This is a genomic window from Actinocrinis sp. (genome assembly GCF_035650855.1).
Classification (GTDB): Bacteria; Actinomycetota; Actinomycetes; order Streptomycetales; family Catenulisporaceae; genus Actinocrinis.
Genome location: NZ_DASRGV010000078.1, coordinates 1 through 16228 on the forward strand (window position 1 = coordinate 1; position 16228 = coordinate 16228).

At 70.0% G+C, this 16228-nt stretch carries 14 protein-coding genes; 7 read left to right on the plus strand and 7 right to left on the minus strand.

Features of this window, described 5'->3' with window-relative positions; translation table 11 throughout:
- The first annotated feature begins 123 nt into the window (after positions 1 to 123).
- On the plus strand, positions 124 to 2730 hold the full coding sequence (locus VFB40_RS06175) for a glycoside hydrolase family 66 protein (protein WP_324848320.1): 2607 nt from the start codon (positions 124 to 126) through the stop codon (positions 2728 to 2730).
- A gap of 44 nt (positions 2731 to 2774) precedes the next feature.
- A complete protein-coding gene (locus tag VFB40_RS06180; RefSeq protein ID WP_324848321.1) occupies positions 2775 to 4451 on the plus strand; it encodes a glycoside hydrolase family 13 protein in 1677 nt (558 codons plus the stop codon).
- A 102-nt stretch (positions 4452 to 4553) separates the two neighbouring features.
- On the opposite strand, the gene VFB40_RS06185 is transcribed toward VFB40_RS06180, so the two are convergent.
- Both VFB40_RS06185 and VFB40_RS06190 read right to left on the minus strand, forming a co-directional pair.
- Positions 4554 to 5117 carry a PadR family transcriptional regulator gene (locus VFB40_RS06185; RefSeq protein WP_324848322.1) on the minus strand — a complete coding sequence of 188 codons (564 nt, stop codon included), beginning with the start codon at positions 5115 to 5117 and terminating at the stop codon, positions 4554 to 4556.
- A gap of 72 nt (positions 5118 to 5189) precedes the next feature.
- Complete coding sequence (locus VFB40_RS06190; RefSeq protein ID WP_324848323.1) at positions 5190 to 5585, minus strand: nuclear transport factor 2 family protein; 396 nt, start codon at positions 5583 to 5585, stop codon at positions 5190 to 5192.
- Positions 5586 to 5881: 296 nt separating this feature from the next.
- Here VFB40_RS06190 and VFB40_RS06195 point away from each other — a divergent pair, with 296 nt between their 5' ends.
- Complete coding sequence (locus VFB40_RS06195) at positions 5882 to 6784, plus strand: NADP-dependent oxidoreductase (RefSeq protein ID WP_324848324.1); 903 nt, start codon at positions 5882 to 5884, stop codon at positions 6782 to 6784.
- A gap of 93 nt (positions 6785 to 6877) precedes the next feature.
- Here the strand turns inward: VFB40_RS06195 and VFB40_RS06200 are convergent, their stop codons facing one another.
- Positions 6878 to 7732: a G1 family glutamic endopeptidase gene (locus VFB40_RS06200; protein WP_324848325.1), complete on the minus strand. Its 855-nt coding sequence runs from the start codon at positions 7730 to 7732 to the stop codon at positions 6878 to 6880.
- A 161-nt stretch (positions 7733 to 7893) separates the two neighbouring features.
- On the opposite strand from VFB40_RS06200, the gene VFB40_RS06205 reads away from it, so the two are divergent.
- Complete coding sequence (locus VFB40_RS06205) at positions 7894 to 11073, plus strand: AfsR/SARP family transcriptional regulator (protein WP_324848326.1); 3180 nt, start codon at positions 7894 to 7896, stop codon at positions 11071 to 11073.
- An 11-nt stretch (positions 11074 to 11084) separates the two neighbouring features.
- Here VFB40_RS06205 and VFB40_RS06210 read toward each other — a convergent pair whose 3' ends face one another.
- Together VFB40_RS06210 and VFB40_RS06215 are read right to left on the minus strand one after the other, a co-directional pair.
- Positions 11085 to 11714: a hypothetical protein gene (locus VFB40_RS06210; RefSeq protein WP_324848327.1), complete on the minus strand. Its 630-nt coding sequence runs from the start codon at positions 11712 to 11714 to the stop codon at positions 11085 to 11087.
- A gap of 31 nt (positions 11715 to 11745) precedes the next feature.
- Entirely contained in the window at positions 11746 to 12759 is a 1014-nt protein-coding gene (locus VFB40_RS06215; RefSeq protein WP_324848328.1) for an NADP-dependent oxidoreductase, read from the minus strand.
- Positions 12760 to 12839: 80 nt separating this feature from the next.
- Between VFB40_RS06215 and VFB40_RS06220 the strand changes: the two genes are divergently transcribed.
- Together VFB40_RS06220 and VFB40_RS06225 are read left to right on the plus strand one after the other, a co-directional pair.
- The gene (locus VFB40_RS06220; protein ID WP_324848329.1) at positions 12840 to 13394 is read left to right on the plus strand and encodes a TetR/AcrR family transcriptional regulator; all 555 of its coding nucleotides are present in this window, start codon (positions 12840 to 12842) and stop codon (positions 13392 to 13394) included.
- 106 nt (positions 13395 to 13500) lie between these two features.
- Positions 13501 to 13740 carry a hypothetical protein gene (locus VFB40_RS06225; protein WP_324848330.1) on the plus strand — a complete coding sequence of 80 codons (240 nt, stop codon included), beginning with the start codon at positions 13501 to 13503 and terminating at the stop codon, positions 13738 to 13740.
- Here VFB40_RS06225 and VFB40_RS06230 read toward each other — a convergent pair.
- Both VFB40_RS06230 and VFB40_RS06235 read right to left on the minus strand, forming a co-directional pair.
- Positions 13724 to 14374: an NADPH-dependent F420 reductase gene (locus VFB40_RS06230; protein ID WP_324848331.1), complete on the minus strand. Its 651-nt coding sequence runs from the start codon at positions 14372 to 14374 to the stop codon at positions 13724 to 13726. The two genes, VFB40_RS06225 and VFB40_RS06230, sit on opposite strands and share 17 nt — an antisense overlap.
- Before the next feature lie 108 nt (positions 14375 to 14482).
- Positions 14483 to 15433, minus strand: coding sequence for a nuclear transport factor 2 family protein (locus VFB40_RS06235; protein ID WP_324848332.1), 951 nt, complete (start codon positions 15431 to 15433; stop codon positions 14483 to 14485).
- A 148-nt stretch (positions 15434 to 15581) separates the two neighbouring features.
- On the opposite strand from VFB40_RS06235, the gene VFB40_RS06240 reads away from it, so the two are divergent.
- A partial coding sequence (locus VFB40_RS06240) for an IS701 family transposase (protein WP_324848333.1) occupies positions 15582 to 16228 on the plus strand: 647 nt, incomplete at its 3' end.

A 16228-nucleotide genomic window follows, 5' to 3' on the forward strand; every position in this document is an offset into this window, starting at 1 on the left:
CGAGGTCACCCTGGACGGCGACTTCGCCTACGCGCAGCTGCCCGCGCCGCACCTGTGGCAGCTCGTCCTGATCGACCCGAGCCGCGCCACCCACCCCTGATGACCGCCCCCATGGAGCCAACGATGCAACGACGCATTCGCCGCCCGAGAGCCATGATCGGCGCCCTGGCCCTGCTCACCGCCGCCGGCCTGCTGAGCGCGGCCCCCGCCGCGCACGCCGCGGGCGGCACGGTCAGCCTGACCGACGCCTACGTCGACCAGGCCCGCTACAACCCCGGCTCGTCCGCCACCGTCTCCGCGGTCGTGCACGAGACCAGCGGCGCCGGATCGTGGTCCGGCAACGTGAACTACACCGTCACGCACCTGGGCGGCACGGTCGCCTCCGGCTCGGTCCCGGCCACGGTGGCGGCCAACGCGACCAGCACCGTGACCTTCTCGGTCACCCCGCCCAGCACCGACTTCACCGGCTACCTGGTGCAGATCAGCGCCGGAAGCTCCACCGCCGCCACCGCGATCGACGTCTCCAGCACCTGGACCCACTTCCCGAGGCTCGGGTATCTGACCTCGTACACCTCCTCCACCACCAGCGCCTCCGCGGACGCCGACATAGCCACCCTGGTGCGCCGCTACCACATCAACGCCGTGCAGTTCTACGACTGGATGTGGCGGCACGAGAACCCGGTCGAGCACAACGCCGACGGCAGCCTGCCATCCACCTGGACCGGCTGGAACGGCGACGTGATCTCGACCAACGCGGTCAAGACCTACATCGCCGCCGCGCACGGCCGCAGCGTCGCGGCCATGCCGTACTCGATGTCGTACGCCGCGCTGCAGAACTACCAGAGCGTCTCCGGGGTCTCCCCGAGCTGGGGCCTGAACTACCAGTCCACCGGCCAGCCGTGGTCGTTCCAGATGAAGCCGGACGACCCGAACACCGTGATGTACATGTTCAACCCGGCCAACACCTCCTGGCAGAACTACATCACCGCCAAGTACGCCGACCAGGTCAACTCCATGGGCTTCGACGGCGCGCACCTGGACCAGCTGGGCAACTGGGGCGCGATGACCGACACCTCCGGCAACCCGGTCGACCTGCAATCGGGCCTGGCCTCCCTGGTCACGGCCACCAAGAGCGCGCTGTCGGGCACCTCGGGCAAGGTCGTGGGCTTCAACGCGGTCGACGGCTTCGGCGGCCCGAACGTCGCCGCGGCCAAGGCCTCGGACTACCTGTACTCGGAGCTCTGGGACAACCACGAGACCTACCTCGCGGTGAAGTCCTACATCGACAGCCAGGAGCAGGCCTCCGGCGGCATCCCCTCCGAAGTCGCCGCGTACGTCAACTCCAAGGACGACGCAGGACCCTCCTATGAGGCCGAGAACGGAACCTTCGGCGGCGCGGTGTCCTTCGCCAACGACCACCCCGGCTACACCGGCAGCGGCTTCGTGGCCAACTTCGGGCAGGTCGGCGACAGCGTCACCTTCACCGTCAGCGCGCCGGAGGCCCGCCAGTACAGCCTGGTCTTCCGCTTCGCCAACGCCACCGGCGGCGACGCCACCCGCACCATCTCGGTGGACGGCAGCCCGATCGGCGACGTGAAGTTCCCGTTCGACACGGGCAACAACTGGAACAACTGGTACACCAACGCCGACATCGTCACCCCGACCCTGTCCGCCGGCACGCACACCGTCACCGTCGCGGTCGGCTCCACCGACTCCGGCTACATCAACCTCGACAACCTGGTGCTGGGCACCTTCGACACCACCTCCGTCGAGCTGGCCGACTCGGCGTTCGCCGCCTCCGGCGCCACGCACATCGAGATGGGCCAGGGCGACCAGATGCTGGCCGCGCCGTACTTCCCGGACCACAGCAAGCAGATGACCAACCAGCTGCACTCCTGGATGAAGGACTACTACGACTTCATCACCGGCTACGAGAACCTGCTCTACGGCCCCGACGTTCACTCGGTGGACTCCGGCAGCCAGTTCCTGTCCATCGCGGGCGTGAGCACCAGCGGCAACGCCTCGGGCGGCACCGTGTGGACCGACCTGAAGAAGACCGCGAGCGACGACGTCATCCACCTGGTGAACCTGCTGGGCAACGACGGCACCTGGCGCGACGCGGGCAAGGCCACACCCCCGGCGCAGAGCAACCTGGCCGTGAAGTACTACCTCGGCCCGGACGAGAACCCGACCGCCGTACACGTCGCCTCACCGGACACCGCGCACGGCACCAGCACCAGCCTGAGCTACACGGTGGCCAGCGACGCGAACGGACGCTACATCACCTTCACCGTGCCGTCCCTGAACAACTGGGACATGGTCTACATCGACCGCACGTTCAACACCCCGGCGAACAACCAGTACGAGGCCGAGAACGCGGTATTGACCAACGTCGGCACCAACACCAACCACGCCGGCTACACCGGCAGCGGCTTCGTCGACAACTTCTACCTGGCCAACAGCGGCGTGTCCTTCACCGTCAACGCCACCACCACAGGCACCCACAACCTGGTCTTCCGCTACGGCAACGGCGGCACCGACGCCTCACGCATCGTCGCGGTGGACGGCAACCAGGTGGCCACGCCGAGCTTCCCGACCCTGGGCACCTGGGACGCCTGGAGCACGGTCACCGTCCCGGTGACGCTGACCGCCGGACTGCACACGGTGGTCATATGGGACGACACCGGCAGCCGGAACGCGATCAACCTCGACAACCTCACCCTGTCCTGACAGCACGCTGCCAGGACAGCACCTCACGGGAAGCGGCTGACACCTTGTCCGAGAACATCACGGCTCCGGCACCGCGGCCGGCCTGGTGGCGCCACGGCGTCATCTACCAGCTGTACGTGCGCTCCTTCGCCGACGCGAACGGCGACGGCATCGGCGACCTGAACGGGATCGCGGCCCGCCTCGACCACATCGCCGGCCTCGGCGTGGACGGGGTCTGGCTCAATCCGTGCTACCCCTCGCCGAACCGGGACGGCGGCTACGACGTGGCCGACTACACCGTCATCGACGAGCGTTACGGCGGGATGCCCGCGTTCGAGGCGCTGCGCGACGCCGCGCACGCCCGAGGGCTCAAGCTGCTGATGGACCTGGTGCCCAACCACTGCTCGGCGCAGCACGCGTGGTTCCGCCGCGCGGTCGCGGCCGGCCCCGGCTCGGATGAACGCGCCAGGTTCATCTTCCGGGACGGCCGCGGCCCCGGCGGGTCGCAGCCCCCGAACAACTGGCGCTCCACCTTCGGCGGCCCGGCGTGGACCCGGCTCACCGCCCCGGACGGCGAGCCGGAGCAGTGGTACCTGCACAGCTTCGATGCCAGCCAGCCCGACTTCAACTGGGCGAACCCGCAGGTCGCGGACATGTTCGACGAGGTGCTGCGCACCTGGTTCGACCGTGGCGTGGACGGCTTCCGCATCGACGTCGCCTACGCCATGGTCAAGCACCCGGACCTGCCGGACCTCGAGGACCCGGCCGGGGACAACCCGTACCTGTGGAACCAGCCCGGGGTGCACGAGATCTTCCGCCGCTGGCGCGCGCTGGCCGAAAGCTACGGCGAGGGCCGCGAGCTGGCGCTGGTCGGCGAGGTCTGGCTGCCTCCGGCCGAGGCGGCGGACTACATCAGGCCCGGGGAGCTGCACCAGGTCTTCAACTTCGACCTGCTCCAGCAGTCCTTCGACGCCCGCGAGTTCCGCACCTCCATCACCGACTGCGTGGACGCGCTCAAGCACGCCGAGGGCGTCCCCGCGTGGACGCTCAACAGCCACGACGTGCACCGGGCGGTCACCCGGTACGGCCTGACCGATCCCGAGCCGCTGAGCACGGCGGACGCCAACGCGCTGCGCACCCGCGCGCGCGGAGCGGTCGATGTGCAGCTGGGGATCAAGCGAGCCAAGGCGGCGCTGCTGCTGATGCTCGCGCTGCCCGGCGCGGCGTATCTCTACCAGGGTGAGGAGCTCGGCCTGCCCGAGGTCCAGGACCTGCCCGACGACGCGCGCCAGGATCCGATCTGGGAGCGTTCGGGACGCACGGAGCACGGCCGCGACGGCTCGCGCGTCCCGCTGCCCTGGCAGGCCGACGCCCCGAACTTCGGCTTCAGCCTCCCCGCCCGGCACGAAGACGACCAGTCGGATGTAGCAGCCCCCTGGCTCCCCCAGCCCCCCTGGTTCGCCGACTACAGCGTCGACCGCCAGGATGCTGACCCCGACTCAGTGCTCGCGTTCTACCGCCGGGCACTGGGCGAACGCCGACGCCTCGACCCGGACGCCCCGCTGGTGTGGCTGGAGATCCAGCGCGAGGATGCGATCGCGTTCCGCCGCGGACAGTACGTGTGCGCGACCGTCTTCGACGGCCCGCCGATCGACGCTCCGGCCGAGTGGGGCCAGGCCGTCATTTCAAGCGGTGCCCCCGGCGGCACGACCACCACAACCTGGTACCGCGCGGCTGCCTGAGCACCCATTGAAACCTCGGCGGCGGGCCGACCGGACCAGCGAAAGCGGCCGGCCCGCCGCCGCTCAGCATCGCCCCACCCTTCACTGATCACTGAATAGTCCTCACCCCTCGCGCGCCGACCGCTTCTCCAACACCTCCAGCGCCCGCTGTGCCCAGCGGATGTTCTCCTTCTCGAACGCGCGGCCGCGCATCAACGTCAGGTACGGCCCCACGCGCTCGACCTCCTCGAAGTACTCCTCCTCGGTGCGCCCGGCCAGCAGCCGAGCCCGCATCCGGTCGTAGCGCGCCAGCTTCGCGCGCGAGACTTCGAGGCGCTGTGCGATTGCAGCGAGCACGGCCTCGCGATCTCCGACGTCCACCGCCTGCACCTTGACCAGCAGTTCGTCTCGGATCGCGGTGACCTTGGCGGGTTGCGCGGTGAACTCGCGCAGCGCGGTGAGGCCGGCCTCGGTCAGGCGGTAGACCCGCTTGTTCGGTCTGCGGTCCTGCTCCACGATCCGGGCCGCCACGAGCCCCTCGGCCTGCATGGCCTCGAGTTCCTTGTACAGCTGCTGCGGGGTGGCCATCCAGAAGTTCGCGACCGACGCGTCAAAGCTCTTGGACAGGTCGTAGCCGGACGCCTCGCCTTCCAGGAGCGTCGCCAGCAGCGCGTTGCGCAGTGCCATGCCGGTGCTCAGCCCTCCCGTCGGCTAATCAAGGAATTGTATGACATCACTGCATCATGCCCCGGCACCGTGTCACGAGCCCTCGGCCGCCTCCCGGGCGATCCGGTCGAACTGGGCGTTCATGGCCTCGGCCAGTGCGTTGGCCCCGGAGAGCGGGCGCACCATGACCGTGAAGTCGTCGATCTTGCCCTCCTCGTCGAAGTGCAGGAAGTCGCACCCGGTCAGCTTTCTGCCGTTCACGGTCGCGGTGAAGACGAGGGCCAGGTCGCGGCCGTCCGGATTGGCGATCTCGCGGATGTAGGTGAAGTCCTCGAACACGCGCAGCACGCCGCGCAGGATCGCGGCGGTGATCGGTTTGCCGGGGTAGGGCTTGAAGGCGACCGGGCTGGTGAACACGACGCCGTCGGCCAGCAGCGCGATCACCGCCTCGTGGTCCCGCGCCTCGACGGCCTTGCGGAACGGATGCATCCCAGCCACCTCACCTAGTCAATTTCTTGTATATGACTGACGCCGGTGACGCTAGGCGCGCGAGCGCCGAATGTCCAGCTTCGCCGTCGCCGCCCCTCTCCCGCGCGTCGAGACCGAGATCGTGTTCGGCTCGATCGACACTCGCCCCGCAACGGCGACTGCGTATGATCAACGCATAGGAGTAGAAACGCGCTGCCGGCGCCGAGCGGAAGCAAGTCAGTCACGCAGACCGGCAGGCAGCGCGCGCATACGCGGCTTCGCACGATCCGCCACTTCTTCCCTCGAAGGAGTGTGTCGTGAAGGCAGTGCAGTTCAGCCGGTTTGGCGCCCCGCAGGTCCTTGAGATCGTCGAACTCCCCGATCCGCATCCCGGTGCCGGGGAGATCCGGATCAGGGTGCGTGCCGCCGGGATCAACGCCAGCGACTGGAAGAAGCGCCAGGGCCTGATGGACCGCCAGCTGCCGCAGACCCTGGGCTACGAAGCCGCGGGCATCGTCGACGAGATCGGCGACGGTGCCCGCGGTGTCGCGGTCGGCGACCGGGTCTTCGGAGCCTCGCCCTACGGCGCCGCCCAAGCGGAGCTGGCCGTGTTGTCCTCCTGGGCTCCGATCCCCAGCGCGCTCGACTTCGCGCGCGCCGCGGCGATCCCCGCCGCGGCCGAGACCGCAGCACGCGCGCTCGACCAGCTCGGCGTCACGGCCGGCAGCACCGTGCTGATCAACGGGGCGTCCGGCAGTGTCGGCAGCGCTGCCGTGCAACTCGCTGTGGAGCGCGGCGCACGCGTTATCGGCACGGGCAGTGCGGGCACGCACGATGCGCTGCGTTCCCTCGGCACCGAGCCGGTGGCGTACGGCGCCGGCATGCCCGAACGCGTTCGGGCGATCAGCCCGTCGGGTGTCGACTTCGCGCTGGACGTGGCAGGCAGCGGCGTGCTGCCCGAGCTCGTGGAGCTTACCGGCGCGCCGGAGAACGTGATCACCGTCGCCGACGCGGTCGGCGCGCAGCGCACGGGTGTGCGCTTCAGCCGCGGCGATTCCGGCCGCGCCACCTACGCGCTGGCCCAGGTCGCTCGGATGGCCGAAGCAGGGCGCTTCGCCGTCACGGTCGGCCAGACTTTCCCCTTGCATGAGGTCGCCAAGGCGCACCGCGTCGGCGAAGCCGGGACCGTGCGGGGCAAACTCGTCCTACTCGTCGAGTGAACCGCAGCTCCGATCATTTCCCGCTCAGCTGCACGACATCGGCCGGTAACCGCAAACCCGGTTACCGGCCGACATCCCACCCCACACCACCGATCAGCTGCTACTTATCCATGTGTTGATAAATCCGCTGTTGCCGGTGTTCATGCTGCTGGTCGTGTCCTGGAGGTTGCCGGCCGCGTCCGCGATGACCAGCGGCGTCGGGTTCAGGACGTTGAACTGCGCGCCGTTGGCGAACGCCGTGCGGTACCAGGCGGGCGAGAAGCTCGCGAGCGGCGCGATGCCCGTGCTGATCGACGGCGCCTCGGTGATCACCTCGGCCGAGGAGCGGGCCAGGCCGGGCTGGTTGACCGTGACGCTCTCCGAGAACGGGTTGCCGTTGACCAGCGACAGGTTCAGCGTGTAGTTGTCGTTTCCGTCGTAGATCACGGCTCCGTACATGATGTTGCCCGGTCCCACCGTGACGTTGTAGTAGACCGGCGGGGCCGGATACATCTCATACCAGGCGTAGTAGAGCGGCGTCGTGCCGTCGCAGATGCCGAGCGTGCCGGTCTGCTCGACCGAGGAGCCGTTGAAGCCGTCCAGGCCGACCCAGAACGAGACGTATTGGACGGAGTTGGGATCGGTGCAGTTGAGGCCCGACTGCCGCCACTGTGCCGAAACGCCGGTGTAGGAGCCGTTGGCCCCCGTACTGACATATCCGGACCAGTTGCGTGTCGCGATCGCGTTGCGCACCGTGCCGGCCCTCTTGGCGAGCGCGCCCGGCACGCTGTTCGTCGCGCCGCCTGGATTGAACCCGGCGGGCACGCCGCGGGGGTGGATGGTCCCCACCGTGGGCTGAGCGGCTGCGCCGTGCGCCGACTGCGACGCGTCGGCCGGGCCGACCGCCGCCGTCAGGCAGCCGAGCGCGAGGGCGAGGGCGGCGACCGGGATGCGCCATCGACTGGTCATGCGTGCTCCTTTGCCGTCGTGCAATCCCGAGCAGGGACTACGGCGCCAGCGTCGCCCACGCTGCGTTCACAGACCTTTGACAATGCTTGCATCGCCTGGTGGGATCGGTTGCAACCAGGGTTCGTACTCACCCGAGCCCGCGAGGTTGCTGGGGCCCTTGCATGACGGTGGAATTCCTGCTGCTGGGCGACATCGAGGTCCGGGTCGACGAGCGGCCGGTCCCGGTGGGACACGCGCAGCTGCAGTGCACGCTGGCGGTGCTGCTCATGGAGCCCGACCGGCTGGTCTCGGTCGACCAGATCGTCGACCGGGTCTGGGGCGCCCGTCGGTTGCCGAAGCGCCCGCGCGCCGCCGTCCAACACAACATGACGATGCTGCGCCGCGTGCTGGCAGCCGCGGGCGACGTCGCCATCGTGCGGCAGCCGGCCGGTTACCGGCTGACCGCCGACCCGGAAACGATCGACGCGCACCGGTTCCGCGCCCTGCTCGCCGAGGCGCGGAACGTCGACTCCGACGGCCGATCCGCCGAACTGTTTGAGCGCGCTCTGCTCCTGTGGCGCGGCGAACCGTTCGCCGGACTGGACACGCCCTGGCTCAACGCGCTGCGCACCACGCTGGACGGCGAACGCCGCGCCGCGCGGCTCGACTTGACCGACATCCTGCTACGCCAAGGGCGGCACGCAGAGCTGCTCACCGACCTCGCCGACCGGGCGGGCCGGTATCCGCTGGATGAGCGTCTGGCCGGGCAGGTGATGCTCGCCATGTTCCGGGCCGGCCGCCAGGGCGACGCGCTGGCGCACTACGCGCAGATCCGCCGGCGGCTGGCCGAGGAGCTGGGTGCCGATCCCGGCGTACCGCTGCAGCGGCTGCATCAGCAGATCTTGCAGCACGACCCCGCGCTGTCTCTCGCGGCACAGCAGCACACGCCCCGACCGACCGGCCCGGCGCCCCCGCGGCAGCTTCCGGCCGCGCCCAGGGTGTTCACCGGTCGCACCGCAGAACTCTCACGGCTGCTCGCGCTCGCCTCCGACACTGTGCCGGCCGAGCACGGTGCGGGGGTGGCGGTGATCTCGGCGGTCAACGGGATGGCCGGGGTCGGCAAGAGCGCGCTGGCGCTGCACGCGGGACACCTGCTGGCCGACCGGTTCCCGGACGGGCAGCTGTTCCTTGACCTGCACGGCCACACCGAGGGGCTGCCGCCGCGGGAACCGGCAGACGCGCTGGCCGTGCTGCTGCAGGGGCTGGGCGTGCCGCCCGAGCGCATCCCCGCGCAGCTCGACGCCCGCGCCGCCGTCTACCGCGACCGCCTGGCCGGCACCCGGACCCTGATCGTGCTGGACAACGCCGCCGCCGAGGCGCAGGTGCGGCCCCTGCTGCCCGGCAGCGGCACGTGCCTTGTGCTGATCACCAGCCGCAAGCGCCTTAAAGCTCTCGATGACGCGCACACCCTGGCTCTGGAGCAGCTGCCCCTCGCGGACGCCGTCGCCCTGCTGCGCCAGGCCGCCGGCCCCGAGCGCGGTGACGCGGAGGATCCGCTGTGGGAGCAGATCGCGCGCCTGTGCGGGTGCCTGCCGCTCGCACTGCGCATCGCCGCCGCGCTCATCCGCCACCGCCCCGCCTGGAGCACGCGGCACCTTGCCGACACCCTGCGCCAAGACCGCCCGGGGCTGGAAGGCTTCGCCGATGGGGAGCGGGACCTGGCCGCCGTGTTCGACCTGTCCTACCGCACCCTGGGCGACGAGCAACGACAGCTCTTTCGCCGCCTGGGCCTCAGCCCGGGACCTGACTTCGACGCCTATGCCGCCGCGGCACTGCTCGGCACCGACCCCGCCGCCGCTACGCACCTGCTGCAGGACCTGGTCGATCACAACCTGCTCACCGAACCGGTCCAGGGCCGCTACCAACTGCACGACCTGATCCGCCTGCACGCCCGCGCCCTGGCCCAGCAAGATCCCGCCGACCAGCACGATACAGCGCTGAAGCGGCTGGAGAACTACTACCAGCACACCGCGCTGCGCGCTGAGGCGCTGATCACCCGGCACACCCGCGCCGAACCCGCACGCACAGGCACGCGCGCAAGCCCGAATGTGCCCTACTCCCCCGTGCTGCCCGACCCCAAAGCGGCCGCGGCGTGGCTGCGCGCCGAGCGCGCGAACCTGCTGGCCTGCCTTCACCACGCCACCACCGGCTCCGATGACGCACGGGTCGTGGCCCTTAGCGCCGGCCTGGCCGCGATCTTGCGCTCCGACGGGCCCTGGCGCCAAGCCGTGAGCATCCACACCGCAGCCGTGGCCGCCGCCGACCGCCTCGGCGACCGCCGCGCCCAGGCCGGCGCCCTGACCGAACGCGGCGCGGTGGGCGAGAACCCCGTCGCGGCGCAAGACCTGCAGCAGGCCGTGGGCCTCTTCCAGGAGCTCGGCGACCTGCGCGGCCAGGCCAATGCCCTGATCGACCTGGGGAACGTACGGTCCCTCAACGGCGACCGCCCGGGCGCGATCCGAGACCAGGAAGCCGCCCTACGCCTGTTCCGCGACCTCGACGACCGGCGGGGCCAAGCCGTCGCGCTCAACGCCCTGGGCGGCAAACGCAGGATGACCGGGGACCGCCCGGGCGCCATCCGCGACCAGGAAGCCGCCCTGCGCCTCTTCCAGGAGCTCGGCGATCGCCACGGCCAGGCCAAGACCCTGGTCCAGCTCGGGTCGCTGCGACACGCGGCCGGCGACTACGCGCACTCGGCGCAGGACCTGGCGGCGGCGCTGTCGCTGTCCCGGGACCTGGGCGACCGATTCGGCCAGGCCTCCGCCCTCGCCTCGCTCGGGACACTGCGGCGCGTGACCGGCGACTTCCCCGGCGCGATACGGGCCCTGCGCGAAGCCCTGGAGCTGGATCGAGGCCTGGGCAGCCACCATGGCCAAGCCAACGATCTGACCGAGCTGGGCGCGGTGCGGCTGGCGATCGGCGACCACCGCGGAGCGCTACGCGACCTGCAGGAGGCGGTGAATCGCTTCCGCGACTTCGGCTTCCGCGGCGGCGAGGCCTGGGCGCTGAACCACTACGCCGCAGTCTTCCTCGCCACCGGCGAATCCGAGCACGCCCTCGCGCTGTACCGCGATGCGCTGCAGTTGAGCCGCGAGGTCCACCAGCTCGAAGACGAAGCCCGCGCCCAGGAAGGCATCGGCCGATGCCTCCTTCACCAGGGCGACCCCGGCGCCGGCAGGAAGTGCCTCGCCCGCGCTTCGGAGATCTTCCGGCAGCTCGGCATGCGGCCCGACGCCGATCGAGTCGAAGCCTGCCTGGCAGAGGACGGCATCTGCGACCGCTCAGGGTCTGCCCTCAGCTGAGCAGGCGCCCGCTAAGCAGCGCTCGAACGCAGGATGTACCACAGCCGCCACGGCGTGGTGTGTTGCTGCCAGACGGCGGGGCCGCGACTGTACGCGGGTCCGGTGTGCCTGCGCACGGCCGCCGAGGCTTCGTCGAGTTCGTAGGCGGCTAGATAGGACGGCGCCGACGGATACGGCGGCTTGATCACCTCGACTCGCTCGTATCTGACGGCTCGCAGCGCATGGCGCCGCTCGGCGACCTCGCGAAGGTGTACATCGGTATAGAAGCTGTTGAACTCGGCGAGCTCCTCCGGTGAGAGCCCGTCGGGCGGGTTCACGCCCAGCAGGTAGATCGCATAGGGCGCGGATTGCCGCGGAGCGGTCTCGGCGATCTGACGGTAGGTCACCGCCCACACCTGGCGCAGCTCGTCCGGCGTCTCGTGCTCCGGCGCGGTCGCGCACACGACCGGTGTGACCGTCAGAAGCCGCGGCGGGCGGAACCCACGGGCCGCGACGCCGTCGAGGACGAACAGCTCGCCCCGGTGCTCCGAGCCTGTCAGCAGGGCGATGGCCTGCTCGAGGTCGACGGCGCGCCGCGGCTCCCATCCCTGCCACAGCACGAGATCGCCGGGGTCGCTGGGTGCGTTCGTCGCGTTCGTCACAGCAGGATGCTAGGCCAGAGCGCGCCTTCGCTCATTCCTCGCCGAGGCCGGGCAGCAGCACGACCTTGCCGTGCGGGTTGCCCGAGAGGCTCAGCTGGACGGCCTCGCGCCACTGCTCAAGCGGGTACGACTTCGCGATCGGCAGACGGAACGCTCCTTGGGCGGCGAGCAACGCATACCGCGGCAGCAGGACGGCCGGCGGGGTCAGGCCGGGCCGCAGTTCGTCGATGTTGACGCGGGCGCCGAGGCTGCGGGCCTCCTCATGGTTGCTGATCGTCACCACGCGGCGCGGGTCACCGCCGGCCAGGGCGATGAGGTCAGGCAGCGTGCCCGGGCTCGGGCGGGGCGTGTCGAGCACGAGGTCGACGTCGTGGCCGCCGGTGAGCGCGCGCACGCGGGCGGGCATGCCCTCGCCGTAGGTGGTCACGCGTGCGCCGAAGCCCTCGAGGTCCGCGGTGAACGTGGGACCGGCGGTGGCGATCACGCGGGCACCGTGGCGCAGCGCGATCTGCACGGCGGCGTAACCGACCATCCCGCCGGCGCCGTGGACCAGGAGCGTTGCGCCCGGGCGCAGGTCCATCAGCTCGAGCGTCCATGCGGCCGTCTGCACGACCATCGGCAAGGTGGCCGACTGCACCGGGTCCAGTCCGGCAGGCAGCGGGAACCAGTTGTTCAGGATGGCGACGTCGGCCGCGCCGGCGCTCGGCTGTCCGAGGAAGTCGGCCGTCCCGAAGACGACGTCGCCGACCCCGACACTCCCGCGATCAGGCTCGCGATCGGCACCGGTGTGCTCGTCGAGGACAGCTACGTCCGGGCCGACCGCCTCGACGGTGCCGGCCACGTCGTAGCCGATCCCGCGCGGCAGGGTTCCCGGCATGAATCCGCGGCACAGCTCCCAGTCCGCAGGGTTGAGCCCAGCGGCCAGGACCCGTACGCGCACGTTGCGGCCGGGCGGGTCCGCGATCTCGATGCGCTCCTGGCGCAGCACGTCGAGGGGCTCCCCGATCTCGTGGAAGCGGATGACGCGAGACGAAACAGCGGGCACGGTCTCTCCTCCAAGTCGTAGCGACAGTCACTGACACTATCACGGAAGCGTCAGCGACTGACGCCAAGTAGGATGCGACCATGCCGAGAAGCGGCGCCCAGGCGCGGGCGAGACTGCGTGAAGCGGCCCTGGACCTCTATGCCGAGCGGGGCTACGACGCCACGACCACCGCGGAGATCGCCGCCCGGGCCGGGGTGACCGAGCGGACCTACTTCCGGCACTTCGCCGACAAGCGCGAGGTGCTCTTCGACGGTGAGGTAGAGCTGCGAGAGGTCATGATCGCCGCGATCGCGTCGGCACCGGACGCGCTCTCACCGCTCTCACTGATCCTGCGCGCCTACACCGCGGCGATACCGCTGTTCGTCGCGGGCCGCCCCGTAGCCGAACGGCGGGCAAAGATCATCGCGACCTCTCCCGCGCTGCAGGAGAGGGCCCATACCAAGTCGGCCACGCTGACCGAAGCCCTCGTCGCCGCACTCGAACAGCGGGCAATCCCCGAGCCCACCGCACGGCTGGCTGCCCGCGCGGGCGCCGCCGTCTTCGAACGGGCGAGCCGCGCGTGGACCGGCACCTCGGCCCAGGATCTCGCGGCGCTCATCACCCAGGCTTCGCACGAGCTGCGCGCCCTGACCTGAGGGCAACGCCCGAGCAGCGTGTTGCGCCGCCGACCTGCGCGTAAGCGGGAGGTAAGGCGCCGATTCCTAGCCTCCGGGTCGAGCAAGCCGACCTGAGGAGGAAGTGGTGGAAAGGCTCAGCGCGTGGGTGGTCCGGCACAGGTGGAAGGCGATGGCGGCCTGGCTGGCGATCACCGTCGTGGGCATCGTCGTCGCGCCGACCGTCTCGAGCCGACTGGTGAGCGGCGTCCACGTGAACGCCCCGGCGTATACGGCCGACGCGCAGATCGCCGCGCGCTACGGCGGAGCGACCTCGGACCCTGGGGTGCTCATCCTCGGTCTTCCCGCCCCTACGCGACGATCTTGATCGTGCTCATCCAGCCATGCCCGCCCCCGCTCAGCTGAAGCGCCATGTGCAGGAGCTGGAAGCCTTCCAGCCCTCGCGCGTTGCTGAGCGCCCCGACGTCCACTGGGTTAAGGCCACCGGAGGCGACCAGCGCGGCGACCTGCTTGCGCGCGCCGTCGTCGTCTGCGGCGATGAACACGTCCAGCGGGATTCCGTCGACCTGGCCGAGCACCAGCGTTCCGGCGAACGTCGTGTTGAATGCCTTGACGATGTGCGTCCCGGGCGCCGCGAGCTTCGCGATCTCCTCCGCGGCCGAGGTGCCGGGCTCGACGGTCAGGGCGTCGAACGAGGCGTTGACCGGGTTGCTGATGTCGATGACGATCTTGCCGTCGAGCTGTGTGCCGTAGCCGGCGACGATCTGCTTGGCGGCGGCGTACGGCACGGCCAGCACGACGATCTCGGCGTCCGCGACCGCCGACGTGCTCTCGGCGGCGTTCACGCTTGCTGCGCCGACCGCGGACGCTTCGAGCTGCTCGGCCAGCTCGACCGCCTTGGCCTGGTCCTTCGCCGTGAGCGTCACGGCGTGGCCGCCGGCCAGCGCGCGGGTGGCGATACCCCGGGCCATGTTCCCGGCACCGATGATGGCGATCTTCACGATGTGGATCCTTCCAGGTTGAGCGGAGGGCCTTCTGATCGATTGACGCGGGCCCGCCTGGTAGAACACCGATTCGGCTCTAGCGGGCAGGCCCGGAAGGGTGCGATCTCAGTACCGGTCGACCGCGGGCTCATCCTGCGGGAAGTCGAACTGGGTGTTGGTGTTCTTCGCGTCGGCGATGGGCGTCAGCGGCTGCAGGATGTCCCAGTGCTCGATGATCTGGCCGTCGGCCATCCGGAAGAAGTCGTAGTAGGAGTACGGCGTTGCGGCGAAGCTGCCCTGGCTGATGACGAGTGCGAAGTCGCCCTCGCCGAGAACCTTTTCGATCTTGTTGTAGACCAGGGTGCCGTCCTCGATCCACTGGGTCAGGATCGGCTTGCTGCCGGCTATGCCGTCGGAGGTGGTGCCCTCGCTGTGCTGGATGTACCCATCGGCGTTCCACATCGGCTCGCCGTACACCGAGACGTCGCCGTCGATCAGGAAGTCGGTCATGGCGGTCCAGGCCAGGCGCTTGGTGGCCGCGGTCGCGCCCAGGTCGGTGGCCTGGGTGGGGCCGTCGAGCTCGGTGTGTCCCGCGCCGTTGGCCGGCTCGAGGGGCTGGCGGCTGTCCCAGTGCTCGACGATCTTGCCCTGCTCGAAGCGGAAGATGTCCCAGGAGGTGGTCTTGCCGGTGGGCAGGTCGGTCTCTGAATGCACGAACACGTACGCGCCGTCGACCAGCACGCGCACGGGATGTACGACGATCGAGCCGGCCGGGGCGGCGGCGAGCCAGGCCTTGAGGCCCGCAAGGCCGTCGGCGACGGCCGGATCGTGCTGAATGAACTTCTTCGGGTTGATCACGTTGAAGGCGCCCTGGTCGCCGCTGGCGTACGCGGCGAGCAGAGCCAGCACCTGCTGCTTCTCGTGCCGGGCGGTGGCGCTCTCGCCGGCGACCCGCACCGCGGCGGTACCGCGCGCCGCGGTACTGGTCGAGGTCTGCGCATTCGCGACGGTCAATCCGGACAACGCGAGGACTGACGCGGCGATCGCGCCGGTGGCCAAGGAGATCTTGCGGTTCACGGTGGCTCTCCTAGTACTCCAGCAGCGGTTCGGTGTTTGTGCTGGTCAGCGGGCCCGTGGTGATTGTAGTGCGGGCCCGTGATCGTCTGCGCGGATTTGGGTCCGTTCTCCGGGTGACTCAGTGGCCTGATTCGTCGTTGTGCAGGTCATGGCGATAGTCGAGGACATCGAGCAGGTCGGGGTGTGGCAATCGGAGCTGGAGTCGCTGCTGCTGCGGCTCGGGGAGCGGTTTCATCGTCGTGAGCCGCGATTACGGATGCGCGACTACGTTCGCGGGCTGTTGGGGCCGGTGAGCAGGAAGAACGGATGGCAGCTGGCCGAGTACGCCGGCCACGCGACCCCGGACGGTCTGCAGCGGCTGCTGGCCGGCTCGACCTGGGACGCCGACGCGGTGCGCGACGATGTGCGCGACTTCGTGGCCGAGCGACTGGGCGAGCCCGACGGGGTTCTGATCGTCGATGACACCGGGTTCATCAAGAAGGGCGTGACTTCGGCCGGGGTCGCCAGGCAGTACACCGGCACCTCTGGCAAGGTCGACAACTGCCAGATCGGCGTGTTCGCCGCCTACGCCTCCCGCCGCGGCCGGGCGCTGATCGACCGGGAGTTGTACTTGCCGAAGTCTTGGACTGATGATGCCCAGCGGTGCGCGGCGGCGAAGATACCGGCCGACCGGGAGTTCAGGACCAAGCCAGCCCTGGCCCGAGCGATGGTGACCAGGCTGCTTGATGCTGGTCTGCCGGCTGCCTGGGTCGCGGCCGACGAGGCCTACGGCGCCGACTTCAAGTTCCGCAGGAC

Bases quoted from the DNA above. Each gene is read 5' to 3' on its own strand.
- VFB40_RS06175 (WP_324848320.1), top strand. From the start codon at position 124: ATGCAACGACGCATTCGCCGCCCGAGAGCCATGATCGGCGCCCTGGCC.
- VFB40_RS06185 (WP_324848322.1), bottom strand. From the start codon at position 5,117: ATGGCACTGCGCAACGCGCTGCTGGCGACGCTCCTGGAAGGCGAGGCG.
- VFB40_RS06190 (WP_324848323.1), bottom strand. From the start codon at position 5,585: ATGCATCCGTTCCGCAAGGCCGTCGAGGCGCGGGACCACGAGGCGGTG.
- VFB40_RS06200 (WP_324848325.1), bottom strand. From the start codon at position 7,732: ATGACCAGTCGATGGCGCATCCCGGTCGCCGCCCTCGCCCTCGCGCTC.
- VFB40_RS06205 (WP_324848326.1), top strand. From the start codon at position 7,894: ATGACGGTGGAATTCCTGCTGCTGGGCGACATCGAGGTCCGGGTCGAC.
- VFB40_RS06220 (WP_324848329.1), top strand. From the start codon at position 12,840: ATGCCGAGAAGCGGCGCCCAGGCGCGGGCGAGACTGCGTGAAGCGGCC.